We start from the raw sequence: 20,313 nt of genomic DNA, 5'->3' as shown, positions 1-20,313 counted from the left end.
GGGCCTCGCCACCGGGCGGCACGCGCAGGACCTGACCGGCGGCCAGCCGGGTGTCGACGTCGGCGCGCTTGCCGTCGACCCGCACCTGCCCGGTGCGCGCCCAGCGCGAGACCATCGCGAAGCCGACTTGCGGCAGGTGGCGCTTGAACCAGCGGTCGAGCCGCACGCCGTCATCATCATGGCCCACCGTGAACTGGCGAACCGTTTCGTCATTGCCCGCCATTCAGACGCTCCGCATGATAAGTAGTCCCAGGAAAAGGCAAGCGAACCCGGCCGCAAGCGAAATCCCGGCGTAGAACGCGGCCAGACCCAGCTGGCCACGCTCGACAAGAGAAATGAAATCGAGACTGAAGGAGGAAAAGGTCGTGAAGCCGCCCAGCAGTCCGATGGCGAGGAACAGGTGCACGCCTTCGCCGTGGCTCCCGTAGCGTGCAAATCCGCCGACGAGAAGCCCCATGAGCAGGCTGCCCACCACGTTGACGGTCAATGTATTATAAGGGAACGCTCCAGCCTCGATCGGCCCGATCGCCGAAACCCACGCGCGCCCGACCAGAAAACGCAGCCAGGCGCCCAGGCCACCGCCGGTGGCCACATAGAGCGAGGCGGCGAGAAAGGAAGGTGTCGGCATAAGCGCCCGCCTTACCCGCGTTTGGTGTATTTTCCAATTGTTCGCGGTGGTCGGTTGCGTTTCGGGCTCGGGTATGTTCGCAGTGGTGCGCGGTTTTCGCCGGTTCGTGCTTGTCTTTGATCGGTCACTTTGATATTGGCGCGCCCAACGAGGCCGACCTCCTCACGGGATTCGGTCCACTTGTTTATCCTGATTCGCAGTTCGACTCGCCAAAAAGGAGGTGCGGGCCGGGCTTCGTTTGTATTTTTTGAGGTGTGGTAGTTTATGCAGATCATGGTTCGCGACAACAATGTTGACCAGGCCCTTCGTGCGCTGAAGAAGAAGCTGCAGCGCGAAGGCGTCTACCGCGAAATGAAGCTGCGTCGCCACTACGAGAAGCCGTCGGAAAAGCGCGCCCGCGAAAAGGCCGCTGCCGTGCGTCGGGCCCGCAAGCTCGAGCGCAAGCGCATGGAGCGTGACGGCGTCAAGTAAGACGTGCGTTGCCTCCGGGGCGTGTTCGGCACGCTTCGGGCACCTCGATATCGGGCTGCGCCGCTGGCGGCGTGCCGTACGAGCCATAAGGGCGCCGAAGTTCACCTTCGGCGCCCTTTGTGCAACTGCAAGACCTTGCGCCCCACCGCAGGTGCGCTATTTCGCACCCTGTGCCGAGTCTGCGGCACGCTTTCGTCACGAGGCCTTTACGAACGATGACTGAGATCACCCGCGTCCCGCTGCAGCCCGTCAAGAAGGGCTCCTTGTCGAAGATCTGGGTGGGCGCTCTTGCTCTCGCGCTCGCGGGCAGCGGCATCGCGTATGCGGCGATGCCCGCGCAGGTCAGCGTAAAGACCCTGACCGCCGGTAGCGGCCCGTCGCCCACGGTCGACGACATGGTTCTCATCAACTACAAGGGCACGCTGCCCGACGGCAAGGTGTTCGACCAGGCCAAGCAGGTCCCGATGGAGCTGGGCGGGGTGATTCCGGGCTTCGCGACGGCGCTTGAAAAGATGCAGCGCGGCGGCAAGTACACCGTCAAGATTCCTTCGGAACTGGCCTACGGTGACCACGCGCAGGGCCCGATCCCGGCCAACACCGACCTGACCTTCGAGATCGAGCTGCTCGACTTTCGCAGCAAGGCCGAGATCGAACAGCAGCAGCGCATGATGCAGCAGATGATGCAGATGCAGCAGCAACAGCAGGGTGCGGCTGGCGCCGGGGCTCCGGGCGGCGCTCCGGGCGCGGCGCAGTAAAAAGAGCCACGCGCTTGAAGACCTCGTTCGCGCGCACCGTCGCGGCCTCGCTGGCCGCGGCGATCGCGTTCGCATCGCCCGCCGCTTTCGCGCAAGCTTCCGTCGCGGCCACCGCGCCGGCTCCGGCAGCCGAGCCGAAGGTCACGGTCGAGACGCTCAAGTCGGGCGAGGGCGCTCCGCCGCCTGCCGGGTCGTGGGTGCTCGTCAACTACAAGGGGCTGCTGAGCGACGGAACGCAGTTCGATGCGGCCGATGGTATGCCGCTGGACCTTTCGAACGTGGTGCCCGGCTTCGCGCAGGGGCTCATGCAGATGCAGCGCGGCGGACACTACCGCATGACCATCCCGCCCGAACTGGGGTACGGGGCCGAAGCTTCGGGCCCGATCCCGGCCAATTCGACGCTGATCTTCGAAGTCGATCTGATCGACTACAAGACACCGGACGAAATCGCCGAGATCATGGCGGCGGTGCAAAAGCAGCAGGAAATGGCCGCGATGCAGCGGATCGAGGCGGCGAAGGCCGCCGCCGCTGCCGGAACGCCGCAGAAGTAAGGCGCGGCCAAGGGTCTTTGCCCTCGGGCTGGTCAGGCTGTCGGGGGGAGGGGACAGACCGCCTCGATCCCCATTCGCGAACGCCCCGGCGCGCTTGAAGCCTGCGCCCGCCGGTGCTAGCGGCTTTGGCGTGCTGAACCGCGCGTGAGGGCCTGCCCGCGCCAGCGCGGTTTTTTACAGGATAACCACAAGAAGGAACGCCATGTCGGTCGATACCGCAACGGTTGCGAAGATCGCGAGCCTCGCGCGCATCAAGGTGAGCGAGAGTGAGCTTGAGGCCATGGTGCCGGAACTCAATGGAATTCTCGCCTGGGTTGAGCAACTCGGCGAAGTCGATACGGCGAACGTCGAGCCGATGACCGCCGTCATTCCCAACACCCTGCGCCTGCGCGACGATGTCGTCGATGCCGATCCCCTGACCGGGGGCGGACGTCGCGACGCGGTGCTGGCCAACGCGCCGGTGGCCGAACACGGCTTCTTCGGCGTTCCCAAGGTGATCGAATAAGATGACTGAACTGACTGAACTGGGCGTCGCCGCGATCCGCGACGGCGTGAAGGCGGGCGATTTCACCGCCGTCGAAGTGGCCGACGCGTTCAACGCGAACGTCGCGGCTGCGCAGGAGGCCCTCAACGCCTTCATCATCGCCACCCCGGAAAAGGCGACCGAAGCCGCCAAGGCCACCGACGCCAGGCGCGCGGCGGGCGAGGATCTGGGCAAGATGGGCGGCGTGCCGATCGGCATGAAGGACCTCTTTGCGACCTTCGACGTGCAGACCACGGCCGCCAGCCACATCCTCGAAGGCTTCAAGCCGCAGTACGAGAGCACCGTTTCGCAGAACCTGTGGAACGCGGGCGCCGGGATGCTCGGCAAGCTCAACCTCGATCAGTTCGCGATGGGCTCCTCGAACGAGACGAGCTACTTCGGCAACGTGATCTCGCCCTGGCGCAAGGCCGGCTCGAACGCGCCGCTGGCACCGGGCGGCTCCTCGGGTGGTTCCTCGGCGGCGCTGGCCGCGCGTCTGTGCCCGGCGGCGACCGGGACCGACACCGGCGGTTCGATCCGCCAGCCCGCCGCCTTCACCGGTACCACCGGTATCAAGCCGACCTACGGGCGCTGCTCGCGCTGGGGCGTCGTGGCGTTTGCCAGCTCGCTCGACCAGGCCGGCCCGATGGCGCGCAGCACGCAGGACTGCGCGATCATGCTCGAAGCCATGGCCGGGTTCGATCCCAAGGACGCGACCAGCCTCGAGCTGCCCGTGCCCAACTGGGAAGCGCTGCTCTCGGCCGATCTTTCGGGCAAGACCGTGGGCATCCCGCGCGAATACCGCATGGACGGCATGGACGCCGAGATCGTCGCGCTGTGGGATCAGGGCGTGGCCTGGCTCAAGGACGCGGGCGCCAAGGTGATCGATATCTCCTTGCCGCACACCAAGTACGCGCTGCCGACCTACTACATCATCGCGCCCGCCGAAGCGTCCTCCAACCTCGCGCGCTACGACGGCGTGCGTTATGGTCTGCGCGATCTGCCCGATGGCGCGAACCTGCAGGACATGTACGCCGCGACCCGCGCCGCCGGGTTCGGTGCGGAGGTCAAGCGCCGCATCCTGATCGGCACCTACGTGCTTTCGGCCGGTTTCTACGATGCCTACTACACGCAGGCGCAGAAGGTGCGCACGCTCATTTCGCAGGACTTCGCCAAGGCCTTCGAGGAATGCGACGTGATCCTCGCCCCGACCACGCCGACCGCGGCCTTCGCGCTGGGCGAAAACGTCGACGATCCGCTGAGCATGTACCTGAACGACGTGTTCTCGGTTCCCGCCTCGCTGGCGGGCCTCCCCGCCATGTCGGTCCCCGCCGGGCTGTCGAAGGACGGCCTGCCGCTGGGCTTGCAGATCATCGGCAAGGCGTTCGACGAGCAGGGCGTTCTCAACGCGGGGCTCGCCATCGAACAGCGCGCCCAGTTTACGGCCAAGCCGGAGAAGTGGTGGTGAGCATTGCTGCTCGCATCCAGCTTGATGATAGAAGGAAGGGCATTCAGAAGGACCTAGGTATCTGGTTCTTCGTCGCTCTTCCCAAAGAGAGCGATTATCTGGGTGTGAAGATTAACGATGCTCCGACAGTTTTCCGTGTCGACGCGATCATTCATAGTCCGATAATGGCTTCTGAATTTTCGGCTGATGGCTCGCGAGTGCCGACTGCAACGCTGAGTGTGTCTATGCCGGATCTTACTCCCGTTGGAGAAGACAATGACTGAAACAACTTATCGCATCCAGGGCGCGAGCGGCGAGTGGGAGGTCGTGATCGGCCTCGAAGTCCACGCGCAGGTTTCCTCGAACGCCAAGCTCTTTTCGGGCGCGGCGACCGCGTTCGGCGCCGAGCCCAACAGCCAGGTCTCGCTGATCGACGCGGCGATGCCCGGCATGTTGCCCGTGCCCAACAAGGAGTGCATCCGTCAGGCGGTGCGCACCGGCATGGCGATCAACGCCGAAATCAACAAATACTCGCGCTTTGACCGCAAGAACTACTTCTACGCCGATCTGCCGCAGGGCTACCAGATCAGCCAGCTCTACCACCCGATCGTGGGCGAAGGTTCGCTGACGATCGAGGCGGACGAGAAGGCGGGCATTCCGGAAGACAAGGTCATCGGGATCGAGCGCATCCACGTCGAGCAGGATGCGGGAAAGCTGATGCACGATCAGCACCCGACGATGTCCTATGTCGACCTCAACCGCGTGGGTGTGGCGCTGATGGAAATCGTCAGCCGTCCCGACATGCGTTCGCCTGCGGAAGCGGGGGCTTACGTCTCGAAGCTCAGGCAGATCCTGCGCTACGTCGGCTCGTGCGATGGCAACATGGACCAGGGCTCGATGCGCGCCGACGTCAACGTTTCGGTGCGCCGTCCCGGCGGCGAGCTGGGCACCCGGACCGAGACCAAGAACGTCAACTCGGTGCGCTTCGTCATGCAGGCGATCGAGCACGAGGCGAGCCGTCAGGTCGACGTGCTCGAGAGCGGGGGCAAGATCGTGCAGGAAACCCGCCTGTTCGATCCGAACACCGGCTCGACGCGCTCGATGCGGTCGAAGGAAGACGCACACGACTATCGCTACTTCCCCGATCCCGACCTGCTGCCGCTGATCCTGGAGGATGCCTTCCTCGAGGATTGCCGTGCTTCGCTGCCCGAGCTGCCCGATGCGAAGAAGGCGCGCTATGAAAACGAGCTGGGCCTCTCGGCCTACAACGCGCAGGTGCTGACCGCCGACGTCGATACCGCGCGCTGGTTCGAAGTGCTGCTGGGCGAAACCGCCAAGGCCGCCGGAAAGGCTCCGGCCGAGGTGTCCAAGCAGGCCGCCAACTGGCTCATCTCGGAACTCTTCGGCGCGCTCAACAAGCTGGGCACGTCGCTTGAGGAATCGCCCGTAACTCCTGAAAAGGGCGGCGCTCTCCTGGCGCTCATCGCCAAGGGCACGATTTCGGGTTCGGCCGCCAAGCAGGTCCTCGAAATCATGCTCGAGACCGGCGACGAGGCCGAGGCGATCGTCGAGCGCGAAGGGCTCAAGCAGGAATCGGACACCGGCGCGATCGAGGCCGAGGTCGATACGATTCTCGCCGCGAACGCCGACAAGGTCGAGCAGTACAAGGCCGGCAAGGTCGCGCTGTTCGGCTTCTTCGTCGGTCAGACGATGAAGGCCATGAAGGGCAAGGGCAACCCGCAGGTGGTCAACGAGATCCTCAAGGCCAAGCTGGGCTGACCGGCGCACGTCGCGCCTGAGCGAACAGAAAAAGGGGCTCCGGCGGGCGTTTGGCCTGCCGGAGCCCCTTTTTCGCTGCACTAGGTCATCACCCGGATGAGGCCGTTGATGTATTTCGAGTTGGGAATCTTCTTGGCTTCGAGCTGGAAGCGGATCGTGTGGTCGACCGTCGCGGTTACCGCGCGTCCGTGGCGGGCAAGGCCGCCGACGTGGACGCGGGTGACGGCCGCGCCGAGGCTGCCGAAGCCGGACACCAGCGCGCCGCCGATCTTCTTGCGCTTGCGCCATTTGAAATAGTCTGCTGTCGCCGGATTTTCGGAATCCTCGAAGCCGTGGCTGACGAACAGGGGGTTGGCCCAATAGGTCTTCTTCTCGCGCGCGGTGACGAGAACCTCGATTCCGGTGAACGCCGCGCCAAGCCCGGTGCTGAAGTCCATTCCGGTGGCCGTATCGCTGGTCGCGGTGCCGATGCCCAGGACGCCGCCCCAGTTTCCGTAATCCGAAGCGGCGTCTTTTGCCGATTGTGCCAGTCCCATGGGATTCCCTCTCTCGAAACAGTCTCTCGTCGTGGGAATCGGCTCGTGGAAATACTTGGAGTGGTCGTGAAAGTACTATTTTTACCAAGTTCTGGGTGAACGCTCTGGAAGGCATTTGATTATTTGTTTGTTTTTTGGGGGCTTGTCGGTCTCGAAAAGGATTGCGCCTTTTTGTCTCGCAAAGCCGAGGCGCGAGGCGCCGTGGCTGGGCGGAGTGCAGGTGGATAGTGCGGGGCCAAAGGGCGTTAGAGCATTTTCCTGTCAGGTGAGACCACCTGACGATCCAGAAAATGCGTCAAAACAAAGGTCTGGAGCGGTCGATCCGATGCAAGCGGATCGACCGCTCTAAGAGACCGTTTGAAAAATGCCTTTCAGGCATTTTGATTACGGCACCAGCCCACTCCCCCACCCGACCACCCGCAGGATACTGGNTGGAGCGGTCGATCCGATGCAAGCGGATCGACCGCTCTAAGAGACCGTTTGAAAAATGCCTTTCAGGCATTTTGATTACGGCACCAGCCCACTCCCCCACCCGACCACCCGCAGGATACTGGCAATGGGTGGTCGGGTGGGGGAGTGGGCTGGTGCCGCAAAATTCGCATTTCGCGAATTTTCAAACGGGCTCTAAGCCCCTTGAACACCTCTCTCCTTATCCCGCGCGCGTGCCCAAGAGATCCATCGATCCGAAGAAACCGGCCTTGATCTTGCCGGCGAGGTCATCGCCGGTGATCGTCGCCTTGCAGTCCAGCTCGATCTTCATCGGGCTGGTCATCGTCATCTTCCAGGCGATGGTGTCGCCCGCGATGGTGCCGTCCCTGAGTTCGAGCGAGCCCAGGTCCCCGGTGATCGTTCCGGTGAAGGTGTCGCCGTCGCCCGGCACCACGGTCATCAGGCCCTTCATCGTCCCCATCGGGGTCTTGGTCACGCAGTCGTAGCGTCCGGCTACCGCCATGTCTTGTTACTCCTGTTCGTCTGCGCCCGGACCGCCACTGGCGGGCGCGGGCATGACCTCGACCGGCAGGCCGAGATCCTTGAGTTGCGCTTCGACAACCTTGCGGTCCCCGACGACGACGAAGGTCAGCCCACCGGGTTGCAGGTAAGTGCGGGCCGCCGCGCCGATCGTCCGGGCATCGATGCCGCGATAGGTGCTGGCGAGGGTTTCGTAATAGTTTTCAGGGCGCTTGAGGCGGGCGTTCCTGGCGATCGCGCCTTCGAGCGCGGCGTTGGTTTCGAACTGGTTGGGCAGGCCCCGGATGGCGCCTTCGGTCACGCGCTGGAGTTCCTCGGCGCTGACCGGCTTGCTGGCGGGAAGCGCGGCCATGTCGGCCAGGATTGCCTTGATCGAATCGCCGGTGCGGTCCGCCTGGACCGGCGCGCGCACGATGAGGGCGCGCGGGCCCTCGTTTTCGGTTACGCCCGAATAGACCCCGTAGCTCCAGCCCTTGTCCTCGCGAATGTCGGCGTTGAGGCGCGAGAGGAAGCCGCCGCCCAGCACGTCGTTGGCAAGGTCGAGCGCCTCGTTGCCCTGCGCGGTGCCGTCCATCGGCAGCACGCGACCGGCCATGATGACCGACTGCGGCGAATTGGGCCGGTCGACCAGCAGGATGCGCGCCGCAGCCGCCGGGGTCGGCGCGTCGAGGTGCTTGACCGGGGCGGGACTGGCCGGATTTGTCCAGCCTGCGAAGGCTTTTTCGAGCATGGGCTTGAGCTGTTCCATGCTGACGTCGCCGACCACCGTGATGCGCGCAAGGTCCGGGCGCAGCCACTTGTCGTGCGCGGCCTTGAGATCGGCCGGGGTGAGCGCGGCGAGCGCGGCGGCGTTGCCGAGCCCGTCCGAAGGCTGGGCGTAAGGGTGGGTGCCGAAGAGCGCGGTGGTGAGCGTGCGCTGGGCGAGCGAATTGGGCGAGCTGAGCGCCTGGGCGAGCTGGGCTTGGCGCGAAGCCTTGACGCGGGCGACCTCGCCCGGCGCGAAGGCCGGGTGGAGCAGGACGTCGGCCATGAGCGCGAGCGAGGGGGCAAGGTTGTCGCTGAGCGCGACGAGCGTCACGCTGCTGGTGTCGGTGCGCGCGCCGGTCTCGATCTCGGCGCCCAGCCGTTCCTGCGCTTCGGCGATCTGGGTCGCGTTGCGGGTGGTGGTGCCTTCGTCGAGCATGTCGAGCATGAGCGCCTGCGTGCCCGGCGTGTCGAGCGTATCGGCCGATGTGCCTGCGTCGAAATCAATCGCCAGCTGCAGCTTGGGGACGGCCGTGCGCCGCGCCAGCGTGACTTCGACCCCGTTCGAGAGGCGCGCGTGTTCGATCGTGGGGAACTGGAGCGCACCGATCGGGGCGAGTGCGGGCTCGGCGCGCTTGGGGGCAGGCGCCAGCGCCGGAGCGGGCGCCTTGGGATCGGGCGCGGGGGCGGGGTGGCTGGCCTCGTCGCCCCAGCCGCCCATGCTGCCGCCATCCTCGGTGCGCTCACCGGGAACCACGGCGAGCTTGAACACCGGGCGCGAGAGCCATTTGTTCATCACCGTGCGCACCTTTTCGGGCGTCAGTGCGGCCATTTCCTCGAGCCGCTTCTTGTAGTGCGCGGGATCGTTCGAATAGACCATGCCTTCGGCGAGCGTCGCGCCCTTGCCGGCAAAGCCGCCGACGCGTTCGAGTGCGCCGATCTCGCGCGACAGGGTGGAGACGACCGCGCGTTGCAGTTCGTCCGCGCTCGGCCCTTCCTTGAGGTATCGGGTGAGCACGCCGTCGAACGCGGTTTCGGCCTTGGTGCGATCGACACCCGGCTTCACCATCATGGCCATCGAGAGCATGCTGAGCTGCTCGTAAGGCTCGTCCGATGCGGTCACGCCGACCGCGAGCTGCTGTCCGCGCACGAGCGCGTTGTCGAGCCGCGAACTGGCCAGCCCGCCCAGCACGTGCATGCCGATTTCGAGCGCGGCGGTATCGGGATCGTTGAGGCCGGGGCCGGTCCAGGCGCGGGTCAGGCGCAGCATCGGTACCTGGTCGGTCATGTCGCGCGAGACGGGCTTGGCGAGCGTCACCGGGCCCGCCGTGACCGGCGCGATTGCGGGGCCGCGCGGGATCTGGCCGAACCACTTTTCCACCTTGGCGCGCGCGGTGGTGGCATCGATGTCGCCCGAGAGCACGAGCACCACGTTGTTGGGGCCGTAGTGATCGGTGAACCACTGGCGCACGTCGGTGAGTGTCGCCGCGTCGAGATCGGCCATCGAGCCGATGGTTGTGTGGCGATAAGGGTGGCCGACGGGGAGCAGCCCGTCGTTGAGCGCGTATTCGGTCAACCCGTAGGGCTGGTTGTCGCCCTGGCGCTTTTCGTTCTGGACGACGCCGCGCTGCTGGTCGAGCCGGTCCTGGGTGACGGCCGGGAGCAGGTAGCCCATGCGATCGCTCTCGACGAAGAGCGCAAGGTCGAGCGCGCCGGTCGGCACGGTCTCGACGTAGTTGGTGCGGTCGAACCAGGTCGAGCCGTTGCTCGGCGTGGAGCCCGCCGCCTCGAGCGGGATGTCGAAGTTGGGCACGTTGGCCGAGCCCGAGAAGAACAGGTGCTCGTAGAGATGGGCAAAGCCGGTGTGGCCGCGCGGTTCGTTCTTCGATCCGACCTTGTAGTAGAGCGTCACGCCCACGATCGGCGCCTTGCGATCGGTGTGGACGATGGTGGTCAGCCCGTTGGCGAGCTGGAAGGTCTCATAGGGAATGTCGACCTTGGCGACGAGTTGCTCCGGGCTCGCCGGTGCGGGCGCAGCCCCTTGCGCCGGGCTCTTCAGGGCCGCATCGTCGGCCCTGGCGAGGGCCGGGGCCGTGGTGGTCAACAGAAGGGCGGTGGCAAGAGCGGCGAGGCTCGAACAAGTTCCGATACGCATGGCGCCGAGGCTAGCAGGCTTGGGGCGGCGCGCAATCGAAATGGCCGCGCGTACCGGCACGGCCCAAGGGGCTGGCGGGTGGTCCGCGCGGATTGTGCAAGCGATTGGCAAGATGATCTTTCCTCGGGAACCGCAGCGAACGAGGGGCGGGGCGGGAACCCTCCGGGGCTGCACGCTCTTGTCTTGGCGAGCCTTCGCCCACTAGGAGGGGGCATCGCCCAAACGTGTGGTTTTCGGAGATATTCGTGTCGCAATCGGCTGATCGTGCAAGCCCATCCCACCATCCCTCCCCGGCCGGGGAGGGCGCGCTTTCGGGCGCGGTGATCGTGCTGTGCGCCGCGATGTGCGGGGCGATGGCGGCGAACATCTACTACGCGCAGACCCTGATCGGCGAAATCGCGCCGCAAGTCGGCCTGTCGGACACGGTGAGCGGACTGATCGTGACGCTGACCCAGCTGGGCTATGGCCTTGGGCTGATGCTCATGGTGCCGCTGGCGGACAAGGTCGCCAACCGGCCGCTCATCATTACCTGCCTGCTGGGCGCCTGCGCCGCGCTCGTGGTGGTGGCACTGGCGCGCAGCGCGCCGATGTTCCTGGCCGGGATCGGCGTGCTCGGCGTGCTTTCCGCCGGAGCGCAGGTGGTGGTGCCTTATGTCGCGGGGCTGTGCGCGGAAGACCGGCGCGGGGCGGCGATCGGCAAGGTCATGTCGGGGCTGCTCGGGGGGATCCTGCTGGCAAGACCAGCGGCGAGTTTCCTTGCGGATCTGGCGGGCTGGCGCACGATCTTCGCACTGTCCGCGGTGCTCATGCTCACGCTGGCGGGACTGGCCTGGCGGATGCTGCCCGCCCGTTCGCCGCATGAGCCGCGCGCCTACGCCGCGCTGATCGGCTCGACCGCAAAGCTGCTGGTGACGCGCCCGATGCTGCGCCGCCGGGCGATCTACCAGGGGCTGATGTTCGCCTCGTTCAACATCTTGTGGACCGCGACGCCGCTGATGCTGGCGAGCGCCATGGGGCTGAGCCAGATGCATGTCGCGCTGTTCGCGCTGGCCGGCGCGGGCGGCGCACTGGTCGCGCCCTATGCGGGCAAGGCGGGCGATCGCGGCCACGCCCGGCTGGGCACGCGGCTGGCGTTGGCGCTGGGCTGCGCGATGGCGCTGCTGACCGGCTGGGGCGGCAGTGTGGGTTCGATCGCGCTGCTGGTGCTCGGCGCGTTCTTCCTCGACGTCGCCACGCAGTGCAGCCAGGTGCTGGGCCAGAAGGTGATCTATTCGCTCAAGGGGGCGACACCGGGGCGGCTCAACAGCGCCTACATGACGGTGATGTTCGTGCTGGGCGGGGGTGGGGCGGCGCTGGCCACGGCGGTCTACCATTCGTACGGCTTCTTCGCGACGATGGGCATCGCCGCCGCGCTGCCCGCGCTGGCGCTTGCCTTTGCCCTGACCGAACCGCGCGCGACGGCGCACGAGGCGCAGGCCGCTTCGCAAAGCTGAAAAAGCTTGATTTCGAACAATTGATTTGCCGCGCCAAGGCCCCAGATAAGGAGCGAAAAAATCCGGGGTGAGACCTCTTGTGTTGTAAAAATGCAACACTACATTCGAGAGGTCAGGAGGCAAGACAGACCATGAATCTCGAAAAGTTCACCGACCGCGCGAAGGGTTTCCTCCAGGCTGCCCAGACCGTCGCGATCCGCAACAACCACCAGCGCATCAGTCCCGAGCATATCGCCAAGGCCCTGCTCGAGGACAACGAAGGCATGGCCTCGGGGCTGATCCAGCGCGCCGGGGGCAATCCCAGGATCGCCGAGCAGGCGATCGATGCCGCCTTGTCGAAGGTCGCTGCGGTGTCGGGCTCGGGCGCGCAGGCGACGCCGGGGCTCGACAACGATGCCGTACGCGTGCTCGATCAGGCCGAGCAGCTCGCCACCAAGTCGGGCGACAGCTACGTCACGGTCGAGCGCATGCTGCTCGCGCTGGTGCTCGCCTCGACCACGACGGCGGGCAAGGCGCTGGCTTCGGCCAACCTCACCGCGCAGGCGCTCGAAGCCGCGATCACCGAACTGCGCGGCGGGCGCACGGCGGACAACGCCTCGGCCGAAAACGCCTATGATGCGATGAAGAAGTACGCGCGCGACCTGACCCAGGCGGCGCGGGACGGCAAGCTCGACCCGGTGATCGGGCGCGACGAGGAAATCCGCCGCACCGTGCAGATCCTGGCGCGCCGGACCAAGAACAATCCGGTGCTGATCGGCGATCCCGGCGTTGGCAAGACCGCCATCGCCGAAGGGCTCGCGCTGCGCATCGCCAACGGCGACGTGCCCGACAGTCTCAAGGATCGCACCTTGATGGCGCTCGACATGGGCGCGCTGATCGCGGGCGCGAAGTACCGCGGCGAGTTCGAGGAGCGCCTCAAGGCCGTGCTCGACGAAGTGAAGGGCGCCGAAGGGCAGATCATCCTGTTCATCGACGAGATGCACACGCTGATCGGCGCGGGCGCGTCCGAAGGTTCGATGGACGCGGGCAACCTCTTGAAGCCGGCGCTGGCGCGCGGCGAGCTGCACTGCATCGGCGCGACCACGCTCGACGAATACCAGAAGTACGTCGAGAAGGACGCTGCGCTCCAGCGCCGTTTCCAGCCGGTCTTCGTGGGTGAGCCGACGGTCGAGGATACCATCTCGATCCTGCGCGGGATCAAGGAGAAGTACGAGCTGCACCACGGCGTGCGCATCACCGATGCCGCGCTGGTGGCCGCCGCGACGCTGTCCAACCGCTACATCACCAACCGCTTCCTGCCCGACAAGGCGATCGACCTGATGGACGAGGCCGCCAGCCGCATCCGCATGGAAGTGGAAAGCAAGCCCGAGGAGATCGAAAAGCTCGACCGGCGCATCATCCAGCTCAAGATCGAGGAACTCTCGCTGGGCAAGGAGAGCGACGAGGCTTCGAAGGACCGGCTCGTCCATCTGCGCGACGAACTGGCCAATCTCGAGCAGCAGTCGAGCGAGCTGACCACCCGCTGGCAGAACGAGCGCGACAAGATCGCCGCCGAAGGCAAGATCAAGGAGCAGCTCGACAAGGCGCGCACCGATCTGGAACAGGCGCAGCGTTCGGGCGATCTGGCCCGTGCGGGCGAGCTGTCCTACGGCACGATCCCGAGCCTGGAAAAGCAGCTGGCCGACGCGCACGAACAGTCCGCCAACGCGCTGCTGCGCGAGGAAGTGACCGAGGACGACATCGCGGGCGTGGTGAGCAAGTGGACCGGGGTTCCGGTCGACAAGATGCTGGCCGGCGAGCGCGAGAAGCTGCTCAAGATGGAGGAGGTCATCGGCAAGCGGGTGATCGGCCAGCGCCAGGCGGTGGCTGCGGTGTCCAAGGCCGTGCGCCGCGCGCGCGCCGGTCTGCAAGACCCCAACCGCCCGCTTGGCAGCTTCCTGTTCCTGGGCCCGACGGGTGTGGGCAAGACCGAGCTGACCAAGGCGCTCGCCGAATTCCTGTTCGACGATGACAGCGCGATGGTGCGCATCGACATGAGCGAGTTCATGGAGAAGCACGCGGTCGCCCGCCTGATCGGCGCGCCTCCGGGCTATGTCGGCTACGAGGAAGGCGGCGTGCTGACCGAAGCCGTGCGGCGCCGGCCCTATCAGGTCGTGCTGTTCGACGAGGTCGAGAAGGCGCATCCCGACGTGTTCAACGTCCTCCTTCAGGTGCTCGACGACGGGCGGCTGACCGATGGGCAGGGGCGTCAGGTGGACTTCACCAACACGCTCATCATCCTGACCAGCAACCTGGGCAGCCAGTTCCTGACGCAGATCGAGGACGGCAAGGATGTCGAGACGGTCGAGCCGCAGGTTATGGAAGTGGTGCGCGGGCATTTCCGGCCTGAGTTCCTCAACCGTCTGGACGAGATCATCCTGTTCCACCGTCTGGGCCAGGACCACATGGGCCCGATCGTCGAGATCCAGGTGGCGCGCGTGCAGAAGCTGCTGAAGGATCGCAAGATCGTGCTCGACCTGACCGACGCCGCCAAGGCCTGGCTGGGCCGGGTGGGCTACGATCCGGTCTACGGCGCAAGGCCATTGAAGCGCGCGGTGCAGAAGTACCTGCAGGACCCGCTCGCCGAAAAACTGCTGGCGGGCGAAATTCCCGACGGTTCGCACCTCGCGATCGACGATGGCGACGGGGCGCTGACGATGCACGTCGAATAAGCGCTTTGCATCGGTCGCTTTCTCGCGCGCCTGCCTCCGGCACGGGAAAAGAATGGCCTCCGGCACGGGAAAGAATTGCCTCCGGTGCGGGACGAACGAAGGGCCTCGGGATCGCTCCCGAGGCCCTTTGTTTTTGGTGTCCGCCGGAACCGGACTGGCCGGCCCCGGCGGATCGGGGAAAGCCGGATCAGAAGTTGACCTTGGCGGTGAGGCGGAAATAGCGCCCCATCAGCGCGTCGTAGTACTTGCTGGCCGAGTAGGTCGTGTTCGGGAAGGGGATGCCCAGGTTGAACACGTTGTCGACGTTGAGGCGCAGGTCGAAGTGCTCGTTGGCGGTGATGCCGATCGAGGTGTTGACCATCCAGTACGGGCTCATGCGGCTGTATTCGTAGGTCGTCGAAGCGGCGTTCGGGTTGATCTTCGAGGGCCCGTAATAGGTCACCTGCCAGAGCCAGTCGAACGACTTGGTCGCCCAGTCGAGCGAACCCTGCACCGAATCCTTGGGTTCGTAGTAGTAGTTGAGCAGGAGCGTCTGATCGCCCGTGCCCACCTTGTTGTAGTGCTTGGTGGTGTGCAGCCAGTTGGCGGTCAGCTGGAGCGCGCCAGCGGATTCGGGAAGGCCGAGGCGGTCGAGCCCGAGCGTATAGTCGATCCGGCTCTGGACGCCGCGGAACTTCTCGATCGCGATGTTGAAGTAGTTGTCCTGGAAATCGGTGACCTGCCCGTCGTCGTCGCGCGTGAAGGTGTCACACGCGGCGTTGTTGGGGTAGTCGGAGGCATCGTAGCACGCGTTCATCAGCGAGGTCATGCCCGGCTGGGTGATCTCGTTGGAGATGTTGATGCTGACATAGTCGCTGGTGATCTGCAGGCCGGGAATGAAGGCCGGGGCCAGCGCGATACCGGCGGTCCAGCTCTTGGCGTACTCGTTTTCCAGGTCCGGGTTGCCGCCGGTCGTGCCCTTGGCGGTGTAATCGACGATGTTCGACTGGAAATCCGAAGGCAGGCCCGCCGCGGCGCAGTTGGCGGCGCGGGTCGACGGGTTGGGGCCGCTTGCGATGAAGCGCGCGTCGCACGGGTCGTCGGCGGTTTCGTACGTCGAGCCGATCGGTGCGAACAGTTCGGTGACCGAAGGCGCGCGGAACGAGTGGGTGTAGTTGCCACGCAAGGTCACGCCCTGGACCGGGGCGTAGCTGCCGCCCGCGGTGTAGGACCAGTTGCCGCCGGTCAGGCTGTTCCTGGTGTAGCGCGCCGCGCCGTTGAGGTCGAGCGAGTAGACCAGCGGCACGCCCATGTCGGGCGAGACCAGCGGGATGCTCAGCTCGCCGAACGCCTCGTCGGTGTGGTAGGCGCCCGAAACCGGGGTGATCGGGATCGAATTGCCGTACTGGACGTAGCTGCCGTCATCCTGCAGCTCGCCCCGGTAGAACGCGCCGGGATCGAACGACTGGCTTTCGCGGCGGTGTTCGTAGCCGAGCACGAACTGCACCTTGCCCGCGGGCAGGGTGACGACATCGCCCTTCACGTCAGCCACGATGTCGAGCTGGGTGTTGGTCTGCTGGGTCCGCGCGAGCGCGGTGATGTAGTCGAGCGCGGCCTTGCTGGCGTTGCCGTAGCCAAAGACGTTGAGCGGGGCGCAGGTGCTCGAAAGGGTGGCGATCGTGGCGTTGGTGTAGCCCGGATTGCACACGATGCTGCCGCTCGAATCGAGCACCGCGTCGAGCGCGTTGTAGTAGTTCTGGGTAACGATCTCGCGCGTTTTGGTGTTCGAGCTGATGTGCCCGTAGTTGACCGTGGCTTCCCAGGTGAAGTCATGATCGCCCAGCGCGAAGTCGCCATCGAGCCCGCCGACGATACGCCACAGCGTCGTCGTCGTCTTGAACGAGCCGGTCGACAGGTCGGTGTTCGCCCGCGCGAGCATGAACGTGTCGGTCGAGAGGCCTTCGTTGGCGAGATAGGCCTTGATCGTCGCCTGATCGGCAGCCGACAGGAACGGGTTGCTGGTCGAAAGGATCAGGTTGCCATTGGTGTCGCCTGCATCGGCGAACAGCGCGGTGTTGTAGAACGGCTGGTCGGCGAGGTTCGAGGCCTGGTTGCGGCCCAGCCAGAACTCGCCGTGGAAGCGCATGTGATCGGTCAGGTCGTAGTGCGCCAGCAGCGTGCCCTGGATGCGCTGGCTGTTGGTCAGCAGGTTGCCGTAGTCACTGATCGCAAAACCGTCGCCGCCCGCTTCGGTGATCCCGTTGCCCAGCGGGGTGCCGTTGTTGAAGGTCGTGAGCTGGCCAGCCTTGTTGAAGTAAAGCGTCTGGCCCGCGGCGTTGGCGATACCGGCGTAGTTCGAACCGGCGTAGACCGGCACGGTGTCATAGGCCAGCGGCATGCCGGTGTTGGTGAAGATCGGGTAGTGCAGGCCCCCGGTGTAGCGCGCGTAAGTGTAGTCGCCCGAGGTCGCCACGCCGTTGAAGGTCTTGCTGCCGCCGGTGGCCTTGCGGTCGGCGGTGGTCAGGCCGTTCTGGTGATCGTAGTAGACGTTGAGGGTGATGTTGCCGCGCCCGTCGGCGAAGTTGTGCCCGGCCAGCATCGAGACGTTGTAGTCGGCCGCATCGCCGTGCTGCGAGATCCCGGAGGAACCGGTCACCGAGAGGCCTTCGTAATCCTTTTTCAGGATGACGTTGACGGTCCCTGCGATGGCGTCCGAGCCGTAGATCGGCGCACCGCCGACCGAAACCACGTCGATCCGCTCGACCAGGTCGGGCGCGATCTGGCCCAGGTCCACGGGCGAGCCTTGCACCGCGCCGAAGATCGACGAACTGCCCGCGCTGACGAAGCGGTTGCCGTTGATGAGGGTGAGAGTGCGCTGTGCGCCCAGGTTGTAGAGATTGACGAAGGTCTGGCCCGCGCCGAACGAGCCCTGCGAGCCGGTCACGCCGTTGCCCGGAGGACCAAAGCCAGGCATTTCGGTCAACGCCTTGCCGATGTTGGTGTAGCCGCGCTGGCTCAGGCTTTCACCGCTGACGACGGTGATCGGCTGGTCCGAGACGCGCTGCGTGACAAGGCGCGAGCCGGTGACGATGATCGCCGTGCCGGGCGTGCTTTCGTCCGCGCTGTCCTTGGCGGGGGTGGGGGCGGTGATGGAATCGGCTGGCTTGTCCTGCGCGGCGGCGAGCGCCGGATTCAGGAATGCAACGAGCGCGAGGCCGCTCGCGCCGTGCAGCGCGGCCTTCTTCAGGTTCGTTTTCACGATGTCTGTCCCTTGTTTCGTTCGGTTCGGGACCGGCGCGAAAGCGTGACCAGATACGCGCCGGGTCCGGGCAACGGCGACCGGCGGGCGTCCGGGAGGACGCGGCGGGCGCTGTCATGATGCTGGTGTTGTTGCCCCGGGGGCGCGGCCTTACAACCCTTTTCAACGTCTGGAAATAATTACTACAATTGTGTGATATGGCTGCAACATTTCTTAAGCGAACCTGATGACGCGCGCGCTCAACCCGGTTGCAACGGGAGCGGTGGGCGCAGAGCAGGCGCGGGGCGATGCCCGCCAAGGGGCGGTCAGTCTGGTTGCGGTCCCGTGCGCAGCCATCCGGTCAGGGCATAGCGCCGGTTGGGCGCAGCGCGGGTGACTTCGCTGACGGAATGGAGCTGTCCCACCCGGATGAGGTCGAGCGTGTTGAACGCGGGGACGCTGACCCGTCCTTCGTCGATGCCGTCGTGCAGCGCGAGCAGGCCGCCCCATTCGAGCCGCCAGGCCGGATTGAGGCCGAGCACATAGGCCGCATGGCGGTTCTTACCCGCCACCGCATCGTCGTGTCCGGTGAGGAAATCGCCGGGCGAATAGGCGGTCGCCTGGGCATCGGCAAAGGCGATGGCCGCGTTGCCGGTAATCGTGCGCAGCAGCGTGCGGACGGGGTCTTGCGACATCCAGCGGGCGAACTGGGCCAGCGGATCGCCGCTCGCCGCACGCGCCTTGCGGCCATCGGGCACGCGCAGCGATTCGTAGCGGAACTGGAACCCGCCGCGCGCGCCCGCATAGACCGCCGTGTCGAGCGCGCTGGTACGCTCGGGAGTGAAGTCGCGCCGTGTCGCGCGATCGAGTTCGAACAGCTTCTCACCGCTGTTGAGCACCTGCATCCAGTCGTCGCGCCCGCGCAGTTCCTCCCACAAGGCCCGCGCCCCGCCTTCTTCAAGGAAGCCGCGAATCCGGACATGGCCATCACGGGCAAACCGGGCCTTGAGCGCGGGCGCGTCGATGGCGGAATTGAGGGCCAGTTCGAGGGGCATGGGGCGGCGATGTCCGTGTGAGGAGGGCGTGAAGGGGCAATGGTGCGATGGCGATCCATGCACCAGGCGAGCCTCTTGGGAAAGGTGCAAAGGCTGTGCTATCGCGTTGGATACGATGACCTTAACGCTGTTCCAGATCAATCCGGCGCTCGATCGGGCGGCCTTGCGCGAAACCTTCCTGCGCGATTCCCGCGTTCAGGTGCGCGACTTCCTGACCGCCGAGGCGGCGGCCAACGTGCGCCATGTGCTCGAACGCGAGACTCCCTGGGGGCTGGCCTATCAGGCCGGCGACAAGGGGCACCGCACGCTGCGCCCGCAAGACCTCGCCGCGCTGTCGCCAGCCGATCGCAGCGCCATCGCCGGTGATGTCGAGGCGGCGGCGGCGCGCGGCGAATACGCGGTGCGGTTCAACAGCTATCCGATGCTCGATGCCTATCTGCAGGGCTGGGGGCGCGACGGGCCGCAAGGGCTCCTGCTCGAGCATATCAACGATCAGCCGTTCCTCGATCTGGCCCGCGACATTTGCGCGATCCCCGAACTGATCAAGGCGGACGCGCAGGCGACCCTCTTTGCCGGCGGCGATTTTCTCGGCCCGCATACCGATGCCCATGTCGGCCAGGGCTGGCGGGTGGCTTACGTGATGAATTTTGCCCAGCCCGAATGGCACCCCGACTGGGGAGGCTATCTCAACTTCCTCGACGATGAGGGCGATGTCGTGGCGGGCTGGCGGCCGCGCTTCAACGCGCTCAACCTGCTGCTCGTACCGCAGCGCCACATGGTGTCCTATGTGCCGCCCTTCGCGCCCGCGCGCCGTCTGGCGATCACCGGCTGGCTGCGCGACCGATGAGCCTGGTCGAGGGGGCCGCGCGTATCGGGCACTTGCGTGACCTGGCCCTGGCGGCGGAGCGTTCCGGGCGTCCGGGCGATGCGATCGCCCGGTTCGACGAGGCGCTGGCGCTGGCGCCGCAGGATGCGGCCCTGCTCAACAGCGCGGGAAGCAGTGCGCTGCGCCTGAAGGACATGGCGCGTGCCGAGCGGCTCTTCGCCCGCGCGCACGCGCTGGCGCCGCAGAACGTCGAATTCGCGATCAACCTGGCCATCGCGCTCGACCATCTCGAGCGCTCGCGCGAGGCTGCCGAATTGCTCAGGCGCATCGAACCGGCGGCGCAGGGCGATCGGCGCTACTGGTCCGCGCGCGCCTCGGCCGAGCGTGAGAGCGCGGATCTGGACGCCGCGGCGCTGAGCTACGAGCGCTGCCTGGCGATCGATCCGGGCTATG

At 65.9% G+C, this 20,313-nt stretch carries 17 protein-coding genes and 1 pseudogene; 11 read left to right on the top strand and 7 right to left on the bottom strand.

Going from position 1 to position 20,313, the window contains the following annotated elements:
- Together MTR62_RS14815 and crcB are read right to left on the bottom strand one after the other, a co-directional pair.
- A pseudogene (locus tag MTR62_RS14815) lies at window positions 1–223 on the bottom strand (RluA family pseudouridine synthase); the annotation flags it as partial.
- Window positions 224–628: a fluoride efflux transporter CrcB gene (gene crcB / locus MTR62_RS14810; RefSeq protein WP_244022297.1), complete on the bottom strand. Its 405-nt coding sequence runs from the start codon at window positions 626–628 to the stop codon at window positions 224–226.
- 264 nt (window positions 629–892) lie between these two features.
- Between crcB and rpsU the strand changes: the two genes are divergently transcribed.
- The 7 genes from rpsU (at window position 893) to gatB (ending at window position 6,154) form a co-directional block, all read left to right on the top strand.
- Window positions 893–1,099, top strand: coding sequence for a 30S ribosomal protein S21 (rpsU, locus tag MTR62_RS14805; protein ID WP_007011585.1), 207 nt, complete (start codon window positions 893–895; stop codon window positions 1,097–1,099).
- Window positions 1,100–1,314: 215 nt separating this feature from the next.
- Window positions 1,315–1,854 (top strand): FKBP-type peptidyl-prolyl cis-trans isomerase, encoded by a 540-nt coding sequence (locus MTR62_RS14800; RefSeq protein ID WP_244022295.1) that lies wholly within the window; start codon window positions 1,315–1,317, stop codon window positions 1,852–1,854.
- 14 nt (window positions 1,855–1,868) lie between these two features.
- Window positions 1,869–2,405 carry an FKBP-type peptidyl-prolyl cis-trans isomerase gene (locus MTR62_RS14795; protein WP_244022293.1) on the top strand — a complete coding sequence of 179 codons (537 nt, stop codon included), beginning with the start codon at window positions 1,869–1,871 and terminating at the stop codon, window positions 2,403–2,405.
- A gap of 202 nt (window positions 2,406–2,607) precedes the next feature.
- A complete protein-coding gene (gatC, locus tag MTR62_RS14790) occupies window positions 2,608–2,910 on the top strand; it encodes an Asp-tRNA(Asn)/Glu-tRNA(Gln) amidotransferase subunit GatC (RefSeq protein WP_244022291.1) in 303 nt (100 codons plus the stop codon).
- Between the two features lies 1 nt (window position 2,911).
- Entirely contained in the window at window positions 2,912–4,396 is a 1,485-nt protein-coding gene (gene gatA / locus MTR62_RS14785; protein ID WP_244022289.1) for an Asp-tRNA(Asn)/Glu-tRNA(Gln) amidotransferase subunit GatA, read from the top strand.
- Window positions 4,393–4,659 (top strand): hypothetical protein, encoded by a 267-nt coding sequence (locus tag MTR62_RS14780; protein WP_244022287.1) that lies wholly within the window; start codon window positions 4,393–4,395, stop codon window positions 4,657–4,659. Before gatA ends, MTR62_RS14780 begins: the two co-directional genes overlap by 4 nt.
- Window positions 4,652–6,154 (top strand): Asp-tRNA(Asn)/Glu-tRNA(Gln) amidotransferase subunit GatB, encoded by a 1,503-nt coding sequence (gene gatB, locus MTR62_RS14775; protein WP_244022285.1) that lies wholly within the window; start codon window positions 4,652–4,654, stop codon window positions 6,152–6,154. The genes MTR62_RS14780 and gatB overlap by 8 nt, the downstream gene beginning before the upstream one ends.
- Before the next feature lie 80 nt (window positions 6,155–6,234).
- Here the strand turns inward: gatB and MTR62_RS14770 are convergent, their stop codons facing one another.
- The 3 genes from MTR62_RS14770 to MTR62_RS14760 form a co-directional block, all read right to left on the bottom strand.
- Window positions 6,235–6,690, bottom strand: a complete 456-nt coding sequence (locus tag MTR62_RS14770; protein ID WP_244022283.1) for a hypothetical protein — start codon at window positions 6,688–6,690, stop codon at window positions 6,235–6,237.
- 649 nt (window positions 6,691–7,339) lie between these two features.
- Complete coding sequence (locus MTR62_RS14765; RefSeq protein ID WP_244022281.1) at window positions 7,340–7,642, bottom strand: hypothetical protein; 303 nt, start codon at window positions 7,640–7,642, stop codon at window positions 7,340–7,342.
- 6 nt (window positions 7,643–7,648) lie between these two features.
- Window positions 7,649–10,558, bottom strand: a complete 2,910-nt coding sequence (locus MTR62_RS14760) for a M16 family metallopeptidase (protein ID WP_244022279.1) — start codon at window positions 10,556–10,558, stop codon at window positions 7,649–7,651.
- A 245-nt stretch (window positions 10,559–10,803) separates the two neighbouring features.
- Here MTR62_RS14760 and MTR62_RS14755 point away from each other — a divergent pair, with 245 nt between their 5' ends.
- A complete protein-coding gene (locus MTR62_RS14755; protein WP_244022277.1) occupies window positions 10,804–12,051 on the top strand; it encodes an MFS transporter in 1,248 nt (415 codons plus the stop codon).
- 131 nt (window positions 12,052–12,182) lie between these two features.
- Complete coding sequence (gene clpB / locus MTR62_RS14750; protein WP_244022275.1) at window positions 12,183–14,762, top strand: ATP-dependent chaperone ClpB; 2,580 nt, start codon at window positions 12,183–12,185, stop codon at window positions 14,760–14,762.
- A gap of 187 nt (window positions 14,763–14,949) precedes the next feature.
- Here clpB and MTR62_RS14745 read toward each other — a convergent pair whose 3' ends face one another.
- Window positions 14,950–18,000 (bottom strand): TonB-dependent receptor domain-containing protein, encoded by a 3,051-nt coding sequence (locus MTR62_RS14745; protein WP_244022273.1) that lies wholly within the window; start codon window positions 17,998–18,000, stop codon window positions 14,950–14,952.
- A gap of 305 nt (window positions 18,001–18,305) precedes the next feature.
- Window positions 18,306–19,034: a 2OG-Fe(II) oxygenase gene (locus MTR62_RS14740; protein WP_244022271.1), complete on the bottom strand. Its 729-nt coding sequence runs from the start codon at window positions 19,032–19,034 to the stop codon at window positions 18,306–18,308.
- Between the two features lie 115 nt (window positions 19,035–19,149).
- Between MTR62_RS14740 and MTR62_RS14735 the strand changes: the two genes are divergently transcribed.
- On the top strand, window positions 19,150–19,881 hold the full coding sequence (locus MTR62_RS14735) for a 2OG-Fe(II) oxygenase (protein ID WP_244022269.1): 732 nt from the start codon (window positions 19,150–19,152) through the stop codon (window positions 19,879–19,881).
- Window positions 19,878–20,313, top strand: a 436-nt coding sequence (locus MTR62_RS14730; protein WP_244022267.1) for a tetratricopeptide repeat protein, incomplete at its 3' end; no start/stop codon positions are given. The genes MTR62_RS14735 and MTR62_RS14730, both read left to right, overlap by 4 nt.

Origin of the sequence: Novosphingobium organovorum, from assembly GCF_022832435.1 — a bacterium.
Classification (GTDB): Bacteria; Pseudomonadota; Alphaproteobacteria; order Sphingomonadales; family Sphingomonadaceae; genus Novosphingobium; species Novosphingobium organovorum.
The sequence above is the reverse complement of the archived record's forward strand: the minus strand, read 5'-3'. Positions and strand labels throughout refer to the sequence as shown.